Genomic DNA, 11,347 nt, shown 5'->3' with positions numbered 1-11,347 from the left:
TGAAAGAAGATTACATTCAAGTTTAAGGTATATGCCGCCAAGGGAATTTTATACCCTTTATCTTGGAGAGCATCTAGAAAAAATAAGTATAAAAATATAAAGTTAAGAAAAACTTAGAATTAAATAGATTTTGTCCAATATAAAGGGGTTAATCCGATATCACCTATGGATTTTATAAATAAAAAACAAGAGATTATAAATTTTTCTTCATCGGAAGAACTAATGGATAAATTAGATGAATATATAGGTGAAAGTGGCCAATATACTCCATTTGTAAAAAATGTAACTATACATATAAATAAAGATGAACTTAAAGACATAAGTCTAGTAGATACTCCTGGGTTAAATGATGCTGTTGTTTCTAGAACAGATAAAACAAGGCAATTTATCGAAAAATGTGATGTTGTATTTTTCTTAAGCAGAGCCTCTCAATTTTTAGATGCTAATGATATGAAACTTTTATCATCACAATTGCCACAAAAAGGGGTAGAAAAACTTATATTAGTTTGTAGCAGATTTGATGATGGTATATTAGACCAATTATATGATTATGATTCTTTAGAAGAAACTATTGAAGTAACAAAAGAAAGTCTTAGAGAACGTGCTATAGACATAATAACTAATGAATGTAATAAACATAAATTAGATGACAGCTTTTCAAAAGAAAAGATTGTATCATTTGAGCAATGTAAAAATCCTATATTTGTATCATCAATGAATTATAATATGTCATTAAAAGATGAAGAATATTTTGATGAGCAAGAAATTTTTATTAAAAATAAACTTAACCAACATGGGGATTTAACTAAAGATTTATTACATGAAATTGGAAATATCGAATATGTTAAAAATGTATTTAATGAGGTTGTTATAAAAAAGGATGAAACATTAAAGACAAAAGCTGAACAATTTATACCCAATATAAAAAAGCAATGGGACAATTTAAAATGTACCTTGCTATCAGAATGTAAAAAGAAAAAGGACATATTAGAAAATAGTGATAAAGAAGAACTAGAAAAGCAGAAAAAATATGTATTAAGTCAAATATCTGAAATTTGTTCATCTCTTGAAAATGTATTAGGAGAATTACTAATAATACTTGAAAACAATAAATTAGATAGTCTTAGGAAGTTAAGAGAAAATTCGTTGGAATGTTCTAAAATAGATACTCATCAAGGTACTGAAACACATGTTGAATCTTATACTGCATATGACCATCATTTCCTTTGTTTTAAGTGGGGAGCTCATAGAGAATTCAATACATATACAACTACATATTCTTACTTAGCACCTTCAGATGCACTTGAAAATATAAGAACTTTTGCTATGGATGCTTGCTCAGATATTGAAGGAGCTTTTCATAATGCAATAGATATTAAACAAACAAAGGCTAGATTATTAAAAGTTGTTTTAGATAATTTTGATAGCGGAGATGAAAAGTTTGATATTAATCATTTTAGATATATAGTAGAATCTACTCTTAACAAAATTGAATTTCCAATAATGAGTCTTAATCCAAATGTTTTTTTAGATAAAGTTTCTAGTCAATTTACAGGAGAGGTAAGAGATTCTGTAAAAATGAATGAATTGCAAAAATTATTAAGCTCAACAATACAAAATTTATTTGAAGAAGTAACTAAGCAATTTGAAAAGAAGATTGGAGAATTTAAACTTTCTATCGAAAATATGAGAGATAATTTTAAAAATATTCTATTAGAAAATATTAATAATGATTATGAACTTTTACAAAAGCAATTTGAAAATAAGGAAAAAGAAATAGAACAATATAAGAATATTATAGGTATATTATCTAAATAAATTAATAACTTTTATGTATTATTAAAAATATGAAGCCTCGCTATAGACAAAAATTAAATTTATAGCGAGGTTTTTTGGCTTATATTTAAAATACATTTTAATTTTTATTGACAAAATAATATGTAATCCTCTTCTAATTATAATTATTCTAAACTTGTATCTAGCTTATTTGCATTTTGTATCTCATATATGCAATTTGAACAGAAACTGGAATAGTAATTCTAAATGATGGCCCAGCTATGTCTAATGCTGTTCATATAGCAGTTATAATCCAACCTATAGGACCTACAAAGATTGACATCATTTTAGTCAATGTAGCGCATTTGTGGCAAGCTTTAAACCATGTCCTAAAACCTGTTTTGCAACTGCATTTGCTATAATAACTAATATTTGATATTAATAAAAACCACCACTTTTTATTAATATTTGAATTGCTGCTATAATAGCTTGCTTATTTATATATGTTTGTTAAGACTATTTGTAGTTATAGTTTTATTGTTGCTACAATTATTACAAAGTGATTGACAATGACTTTCATATCAAAACAAAGCTATAGAAATTTTGTATCGTGATAGAAAATTATGAAGTTTGAATTATTCTTTTATGAAAAAGGAAAGTTTAATCTATGTAGAGTTTTGGAATTATTACTTAATGATGAAACAGCTAATCGCATGACGAATGCTAGAGCAAAAAATGCATAATGCTAAATTTCCTAATCATAAAACAATTGAAGAATATAATTTTAATTATCAACTTAATTTAAACAAAAAAAGAAAGCTATAATTTAGCTACATATAAATTTATTAGAAACAAGGAGAATATTGCTCTTATCGGGCCTTTTCATACTGGTAAAATTCATTTATCAATAGCTAGTATTAATGTAATTTCCCAAGGATATAATGTATTATTTACTACTGTAAATCAGATGTTAGAAGAACTATATATGTCTAGATCAGATAATTCATACATGAAGAAAATCAACAAATTATATTATGTAGTTTAAATTCCATACCCACATATCTAAAAATCATCATCACCTAGCAATTCACCAATATATGAACGAAAATATTCAAGAGGGTTGTCACTATAAGCTGAACATAAAAAAATCCAATCGTAGGGATTACCAGCATATAGTTCTTCATAACCACATTTATATAGGCAATCATTTGCCTCTTCAATGTATGTTTTTATTAATTCTTCTTTTGTAAGATCCGTATAACCTATGTTCAATTTTATGTTTACCCAAAAACAATAAAAATCAAGTAAAATTATCATTTTTCGTATGGCATCATATGATTTAGATATGGAAATTTTTTTTTCTGATAGGATATCAGACATTGTTTTTTTACTTGGAAAATTATTTCTTACAATATATGGTATCTTGGCATTTTTTTTCATTCCAGAAGAAGTGGAAAGTATTCGTTCTAAAATAAAGGTGTTTTTTCGTATATTTTTCTTGTTTATAGTATCCATAATAAATTCTGCTGCAGAATCATATGTATTTTGAGATTGTGAATCATATAATATTTCTTTCATAATTAGACCACAGTTTTCATAAATATTCAAATCTATTGATAATTGTTTTTGAATATTTTTATTAGAATTTATTTGCCTTGTCAAAGTTCTTTTTAAATTATCAATCTTTATTTTGCTTTCAGGTGATCCTATAAGAAGATTTATCAAATGATTAAGTGTTTTTAAAGCACTCATATTCCATGCTTTAAAGCTTTCTTTATTTGAAATCAAAAATTCTTTTAATTCATCTATTGATTCACATTCAGAAATTCTGTTTTGAACAAACTGGGTATAGTTTGCTTCAATAATATTATTGTTGTGTGGAATTGATGAATCTTTTTCAATAGAATTTATGATTTGTAACGCTTGTGAATAATTAAGACCATTCAAAAAAGCATAATAGAAAACAGCTTCATTAATAGTGTGACAATTAAAAGCCCTGTCATAATAAACATGTTGAAAAAACCAAACAGTTTCTTTATATGATAATTCTAATGCAAAACAGATCTGATATATTTTGGGACGACTTCCTGCCTCAATTTTAGGGCTATGTTCTCCTTTAAACCATGAGATAACTGTTTCTCGTTCTATAGAAGAGTTGATTTTTTTAAGTTTTGATATGAGATAGTCAGACATTTCATATATATCATTTAGATTTTTTGAGTAGCCTTTCCTTTTTAATAATTCAATTAATCCTTTATCAAAAGTTCTAAAAGAATTTGGATTTTTTAAAAATTTTAGAGCATCGTCTATATAATCAATAGATGTGTAATCAAAAAGACTATTTTCATTGTATATAGTATAGTTATTATTATCCATTGTAATTCCCCCCTAATTTGACAAATACCCATAATATATTGTAACTGAAAATTATTAATGTTTCCATAAATACTGTATAATTATAACATATAATATCAATTTATGACGTGTGTAATATACAAAACAGAATTACAAATTCGTACATTTAGAAGGCTATAATTTATAATATCTAATATAGTATTGATACAAATGGAGGCGGTTTGTTATGTTAGATATTATTGAATGTGCTGGCTTTTATGAAAATAGTTGTGATGATGGACCTGGAGTTCGAAGCGTTCTATTTTTACAAGGATGTACTAAGAATTGTATAGGGTGCCACAATTATAAGATTAGGGAACACGGTAAAGGAACTAGGGTTAAGATTGATGATTTGATTAATTATATAGATTTATACTGTTGTAATAAAAAAATTACTATATCAGGTGGGGAACCATTGGAACAAATGGATAGTTTAATTATTTTATTAAGCAAACTAAAAAAGCGAGGATATAACATATGCATGTATACAGGTTGGGAATTGAATATGGTACCACATAAGATAATTATATTATTAGATTATATTAAAACAGGTGGTTTTATAAGCAATTTGAAAAATTCTAATATACAGTATGTAGGTTCATCTAATCAACATATGTACTATATTGATAATGGTAATGTCATTGAACTGAGTTTAGTAATGTAGGAGGAAAAAATATGAATAAGTTAATTGACTTGGCAAATAGAAAAAGAAATGCAACAGGAGAGGTCTTTCAAGCGGGGCAAGATTCTAGAAAGAATTATATATTAAATAATATAGTACCTAAGAAAAATGCTATGAAGCATAAGAATAGAACATGTCATATTCACGATTTAGAATATTATGATATTACATATAATTGCATTGGAATATCCGTAGATGATTTAATTGGAAATCATAGTAGAAGTTTTCAAAATATGATTTGTGCTTTACATAGGAGTATAGTGGAATTGACTAATGCACAATCTGGTGGAATTGGATTTATAAATTTTGATTCAGATATAGCTTCATATATAAGCAATGAGAGTGATGATGAAATAATAGAAGTCTTTCATGAGTTTTTTTTAGATCTTAATATGAATACCAGAAAGGGATGCGAAAAGCCATATGTTACCTTCAATTTTGGACTTGATACAAGCGTTAATGGTAGAAGAGTTGGATTTTTATTATTAAAAGCATTTGAAAGGGGATATGATAAAGGAAAACCATTTATATTCCCTAATATTGTATTTAAAATAAAGAGCGGTATTAATCTTGAAAAAGATACAGTTAATTATGATCTATATCAAAGAGCTTTAAGTGTAACTGCCCAAAGAATGATTCCTACATATTTTAATTGTGATAGTGTAAGTAATTCATCATATGCATCTGAATCAATTGGAATTATGGGTTGTAGGACAAGAGTTGTCACAAATATAAATGGTAAAGAAGGATCTTTAAATAGAGGAAATGTTGCTTGTGCAACATTAAATCTTGTTCAGATGGCTTATGAATCAAATGGTAATATGAAAAAGTTTTATGGTTTATTAGATGAAAATTTAGAGGCAGCAAAGGAATTATTAATACATAGGCTAAATACTCTTTCAAAGAATGAAATATTTGAAGAATACTATGAAAAAAATTATTATTTAGATTCAGAAAAGCATAATGCCTTTGAAATGCTTAAAAATGGTACTTTATCAATTGGGTTTATAGGTTTATGGGATGCAATAGGTACATTGCTTGGAAAGGAAATGGAATCAGCTGATGTATTAAATAAACATTTTAATGAAGCTTTAGCAATCGTTAAACATATGCGCGAGTATACTGATAAGATTACACAAGAAGAACATCTTAATTTCTCTCTTCTTGCTTCAGCAGCAGAAGGGGTAACTGGTAATTTTGCAGAGTATGATAATCTTAATTTAGGACAAGATTTTAATGCATGCAAGAAAGGATATTATACAAATTCATTTCATGTTCCAGTTAATGCAAATATAAATTATAAGAATAAGATTGATTTAGAAGGTCCATTTCATAAGTTATGTAATGGAGGTTCTATAACTTATGTAGAATTAAATGAAATGCCAGGAAAAAACATAGAAGCAGTACAGGAAATTGTTGAATATGCGTACAATAATGATTGTAATTATATTGGTATTAATTTTATGCTAGATAATTGTGCATCATGTGGATACACAGGAAGAATTACAGCTACTTGTCCATACTGCAAATCAGATAAGATTATACGTTTGAGACGTGTATCTGGATACCTTTCAGAAGAAAGCAGCTTTACAAATGGAAAGAAAAAAGAACTCAATGAAAGAAAATTCCATATGTCAATGAATATTTAGGAAAAGGTGATGTTATGATAGATAATAGAATTGCATTAAAAAAAGGAGATATAGTAAATTTCCCTAATAACAAAGAAATTCATATTGCAGAAGAAGTGGGGCGTGGTGCTAATTGTATTGTATATAACGCAATCTATTGGGATAATATTAAAGTAAAACATCGAATAAGAGTTAAAGAGTGCTATCCTAATTATTTGTTAATTGAAAGAAAAACTGATAATAAACTTATACCATTTCAAAATAATAATGAAAAATTTAAGTCAGCTAAGCAAGATTTCATAAATACATATGAGAGAAATGCAAATATAAGGAATACAATAGGATTTACTAATTCAACAATTAATGCAACTGATATTATATATTGCAATAATACAATTTATATTATAATGGCACTAGATGAAGGTCTAGATTATAGAAAATTTGAAGACAAGTCATTAAAAGATCTATTTAAGCATGTAAAAAGCTTGGCTAAATTAATTCAGAAATATCATGAGAATGGGTATTTACATTTAGATATAAAACCAGAAAATATACTTGTGTTACCAGAAACCAATGAACATATACTTTTGTTTGATTTTGATTCGGTAATATCTATTAAAGAATTAAGAAAAAATAGTAAGTTTAGATTATCATTTTCAGATGGATTTTCTGCACCTGAACAGATGCAAGGCAAATTTAATAAAATAGGAAATCATACTGATATATATTCTATAGGCGCTTTAGTATTTTATAAGTTATTTAATAGAAAACCAACATCTGATGATTGTAAAATTTCAAGTGTATTTAATTTTGAGAATATGAGATATCCAATTGATAAATATCAACCAAAGCTTGTTAAAAAATTAGACACTTTTTTCAGAAAAACTTTATCAGTTTCAATAGTCCCAAGATGGCATAATATGCAGCAAGTGATTGATCAATTGGACGAGTTGATTAAGCTATCAGATATGGATCAGATGTTTCTTATAGATTCATTTCAGTATAATTCAGCATGTTTTGTTGGAAGAAACAAAGAAATTGAAGAATTGGACAATATTCTTACCAATAATCAATTGGTATTTATTTCGGGAATTGGTGGAATTGGGAAAACAGAATTAATAAAGCAATATGCTAAAAAATATCGTAAAAAATATGACACAATTTTATTTTCAGTTTTTGAAAAGAATATAGAAATGCTTGTTTGTGATGAAATCATGATCAATAAAATTGATAAAGATAAAAATGAATCCGATGATGATTATTTTAATAGAAAAATTAAAATTATTAAACAGGTCGCAACTTCTAATGATTTAATTATTATTGATAATTTTGATGTAGATACAGATGATAAATTGGAAATATTATTTAGTTGTCCTTGCAAATTTATTATTACTACAAGAATGGATTTTAGAGATTATAATTATGAACAGATAAATGTTGGTAAAATAGATGATTTAAATGATATTTTGAACTTATTTTATACTTACAATGACATAGAATATTCTGACGATGAAAATATATTTATAAAAAATTTGATTGAATTTGTTGATCATCATACAATGACTGTAGAACTTATAGCTAAATATCTTCGCAATTCAAGTGAATTGCCATCAGATTTATATAAAAGATTTTTAGAAAAAGAAGGAGTTACTAATACAGATGAAATTAATATTAAACAAAGAAAAGATCGAAGACTTCGATCAGATAGTGTAAACAGTCATTTAAAGACTTTATTTGATGTTTCACAATTTGATGACATTGAAAAGGAAGTTATTAGTAGTCTTTCTTTATTTGCAGGGATACGTATAAATAAATTTAGATTTATTCATACTTGTAAAATAGAAAATATAGATAAAAAATTAGATTTATTGATTAGAAATGGTTGGATAGAATATAATAATATTTCAGATAAGATTTCGCTTCATCAGGTAATACAGGATTTGATTTATATGACACTTAATCCAGATGCTACAAAATGCCCTAGTATTGTAAAAGGAATATTGGAATATGTTTCAGAAGATGTTGCTAATTATTCGGAAAGTAAGATTAGACAAAAAGTATTTGATATTTTTATGGAAAGATTATCTGGTGATAATATTTCTTATGCTAATCTTTGTTTAAAACATGGGAAAGAGACAGAACTTGATAAAGCAGAGAAAATATGTTTAAAATATGGTACTTCTGAAGCCTTTGATATTTTACAAAAAATTTATAGAAAAAGAATTAGAATTACTAGTGAATGTAATGATATGTTTGAAACAGAAATGGATTTGGATGATTATTTATCGCGGCAACTTACAATAATGGGAGAAATGTTGAAAAAAGTAACATTGTTTTGTAAAAAAAGTTCACAAAATCCTGATTATATTGTAAAGGAGTATATTGAGGCTGGGTGTGAATTAGATAATATTTTTAGTCAAAAATTATGGTTGCTTCCAGATAAACAAACTAATGAAATGGATAATATTTATTTAAAAATAATAGATATGTTTGATATAGCTACTGATTTATTGCCGTTAACATCATTTACAGCTTTAGAAAAGGAAAAATTCTATAAAAAAATTGAAGATTTTTATTCAGGTGAGGATCTATGTGCAGTGTACAAAAATGATTATTTTTCAGATGTTGAAAAAGCATATAAATATCAAAAAATAATTGAAAAAATAAGAGAAGATTCTATAGGTGCAGCAAATAATAAAGAATATATACATGATGTATCATGTAATGCTTTAGCTGAGAAATTTATGAAAGAAGGAAAATATCAAGAAGCTATTAAATATTATAAAAAAGCATATGATGAAGAAGATGAAATGTATGATATTGCTATGCAAAATATATCAAATGTTTATTTTCAAATGGGGAATATAAATAAGTCAATTGCTTATTTAGAACAGGTTCTTGATAATGATAAGAAACTTGAAAATAAACCAGATGCTTTTTTTAGTTATTCATGCTATATCTGTGTTAATCTTATAAAAAAATTAATAATAAATAAAGAATTTAGTAGAGCACAAAAATATGCAAAAGAATTAATTCATTATATGATGCCTAATATTTTAGAGGTTGATAATTCTTATTCTGTTACTTATGTTCTTGCAGGATATTATTTTTTGTTCAAATTAGAAACTAATGAATATAATAAAAATAAGTTTTGGCAGAAGTGCTTAAAATATTATGATATGCTTGGTAGCAATGTAATAAATGAAGATATTTATGAATTTATATTAGAATATTTAGACAAGGAAAATAAGTCTTACAAAAATATATTTAACATAATAGATCGAATTGACAAATGGAATGGAACAATAATAAAGGAAAAAATAATAAATAAATCATTAGAAAAATACCATAATAAAAAAGATTTTATAAAATATGAAATTGAGTTTTTATTAAGGTTAGCAGTACTTTCAAATGAATATCCATACAATAATATTAAAGATGGATTAAAAAACTGCGAAAAAGCTCAAAAATGTTATGATAAATATAAACTTCAAGATGAATACATTCAAAGCCTTATTTATAAAACTAAGGCAAAATTGATGTCAAACGACAATGAATATGAATATGATGAGATAAATGATATAAAAAAAAGATGTAATTTTAAAATGCTAGCAGAATATCAGATTTCAAATACTGTCTGTAACGAAGAGAAACAAATAGAAATTTGGAAAAGTACTGCAGATGAATATAAATATACAGATAATTATCAAATGGAGGCAATTTGTTTAGAACAGGCAATTGAAATATTAAAACCTATACTAAATCAATATGAATTTAGTAAATTTGAATATAATTATTGGTATATTATTGGAAGTCTTATTGAGGCGTATATTAATTTGAAAAAATTCAATGCGGCTTATACTGTAATATGTGAATTATATGAAGAAACGATATATTATGTGACAGAAAAGAATAATTCTGAAAGTATAAATGAATTGGTTTGGAAATTAAAACATATTGCTGATTATTATGTAAAAGTATCAAAAATATTAGATGCAGTTAAAACATACTTGCTTGCAATTTATTTATTACTTATAAATAAATCACATATTAGTATTGATACTTTTAATACAAATACTGGTAAAGATATAAATCTTCTTTGTGATAAGATTTATGAACAATTATCAAACGAAATAGATGCAAAAATGGTGGATACATTAATAGAGTTAAAAGATGAACTATTAAAATACAAAGATATTTCTTCTATTGGAATTGACAAATATAAGTTGATAATTAGCAAGATATCAAATGATTATGAGCAACAGGAGATAGAGTTTAAAGAAAACAAAAAGTTATAAAATGAAGTATAAGGCGGGGCTGTAGCACTAAAAAATAGTGCGATGCCTTTTTCTATGCAAAAAAATAAAGGGCTTGTCGCATTAGCAGTAAAAAATTGCTAGCGATAAACCCGTTTTTATTAATCACTTTTACAAATTGGAACTATATTTTTGATAACCTATATATATCAGATAATAACAAAACAATTAGGAGGTTGATTTTATGAAATACATATTTGTTGATTTTGAAATGAATCCTATTGATAAAAAACATTGTAACATATGTAATAAATGTTCAAGAGAAATAATAGAAATTGGCGCAGTTATGTTAGATGAAGATTTTAATAAAGTATCTTCATATAAATCTTTTGTAAAACCCTAATATAATTCTTCAATTTATAAAAAATATGAAGAATTGACTGGAATAACAATGAACATAGCTTATAAATTTTGATGATTTTAATTTACAGTTTGTTTAATGTTAGTGGTAAAATAAATTTACCCACTTAAGGGAATAAAAATTCCCCACTTATAAAAATCCCTTTTATAATAGTATTAATACATATTATAGGAGGGGAAAGGATGATAAG

6 protein-coding genes and 1 pseudogene are annotated in these 11,347 nt (G+C 25.8%); 6 read left to right on the top strand and 1 reads right to left on the bottom strand.

Features of this window, described 5'->3' with window-relative positions:
- Positions 1-222: 222 nt before the first annotated feature.
- Together ACTNAO_RS12125 and ACTNAO_RS12120 are read left to right on the top strand one after the other, a co-directional pair.
- Complete coding sequence (locus tag ACTNAO_RS12125; protein ID WP_441029316.1) at positions 223-1,818, top strand: dynamin family protein; 1,596 nt, start codon at positions 223-225, stop codon at positions 1,816-1,818.
- A gap of 790 nt (positions 1,819-2,608) precedes the next feature.
- A pseudogene (locus ACTNAO_RS12120) lies at positions 2,609-2,821 on the top strand (ATP-binding protein); the annotation flags it as partial.
- Positions 2,822-2,838: 17 nt separating this feature from the next.
- Here the strand turns inward: ACTNAO_RS12120 and ACTNAO_RS12115 are convergent.
- On the bottom strand, positions 2,839-4,152 hold the full coding sequence (locus tag ACTNAO_RS12115) for a hypothetical protein (protein WP_441029315.1): 1,314 nt from the start codon (positions 4,150-4,152) through the stop codon (positions 2,839-2,841).
- Positions 4,153-4,357: 205 nt separating this feature from the next.
- On the opposite strand from ACTNAO_RS12115, the gene ACTNAO_RS12110 reads away from it, so the two are divergent.
- From ACTNAO_RS12110 to ACTNAO_RS12095, 4 genes are all read left to right on the top strand, one after another.
- The gene (locus ACTNAO_RS12110) at positions 4,358-4,834 is read left to right on the top strand and encodes a 4Fe-4S cluster-binding domain-containing protein (RefSeq protein ID WP_441029314.1); all 477 of its coding nucleotides are present in this window, start codon (positions 4,358-4,360) and stop codon (positions 4,832-4,834) included.
- Positions 4,835-4,845: 11 nt separating this feature from the next.
- Positions 4,846-6,501 carry an anaerobic ribonucleoside-triphosphate reductase gene (gene nrdD / locus ACTNAO_RS12105; protein WP_441029313.1) on the top strand — a complete coding sequence of 552 codons (1,656 nt, stop codon included), beginning with the start codon at positions 4,846-4,848 and terminating at the stop codon, positions 6,499-6,501.
- A 14-nt stretch (positions 6,502-6,515) separates the two neighbouring features.
- Positions 6,516-10,778, top strand: coding sequence for a tetratricopeptide repeat protein (locus ACTNAO_RS12100; RefSeq protein WP_441029311.1), 4,263 nt, complete (start codon positions 6,516-6,518; stop codon positions 10,776-10,778).
- A 202-nt stretch (positions 10,779-10,980) separates the two neighbouring features.
- Positions 10,981-11,139, top strand: a complete 159-nt coding sequence (locus ACTNAO_RS12095) for a hypothetical protein (protein WP_441029310.1) — start codon at positions 10,981-10,983, stop codon at positions 11,137-11,139.
- The last annotated feature ends 208 nt before the right edge of the window (positions 11,140-11,347 follow it).

The organism is Clostridium sp. HCP1S3_C6 (assembly GCF_052066735.1).
GTDB lineage: Bacteria > Bacillota > Clostridia > Clostridiales > Clostridiaceae > Clostridium.
This window is presented reverse-complemented; position numbering and strand designations above follow the sequence as displayed.

Bases quoted from the DNA above. Each gene is read 5' to 3' on its own strand.
- ACTNAO_RS12095 (WP_441029310.1), top strand. From the start codon at position 10,981: ATGAAATACATATTTGTTGATTTTGAAATGAATCCTATTGATAAAAAA.
- ACTNAO_RS12115 (WP_441029315.1), bottom strand. From the start codon at position 4,152: ATGGATAATAATAACTATACTATATACAATGAAAATAGTCTTTTTGAT.
- ACTNAO_RS12110 (WP_441029314.1), top strand. From the start codon at position 4,358: ATGTTAGATATTATTGAATGTGCTGGCTTTTATGAAAATAGTTGTGAT.
- ACTNAO_RS12125 (WP_441029316.1), top strand. From the start codon at position 223: ATGGATAAATTAGATGAATATATAGGTGAAAGTGGCCAATATACTCCA.
- nrdD (WP_441029313.1), top strand. From the start codon at position 4,846: ATGAATAAGTTAATTGACTTGGCAAATAGAAAAAGAAATGCAACAGGA.
- ACTNAO_RS12100 (WP_441029311.1), top strand. From the start codon at position 6,516: ATGATAGATAATAGAATTGCATTAAAAAAAGGAGATATAGTAAATTTC.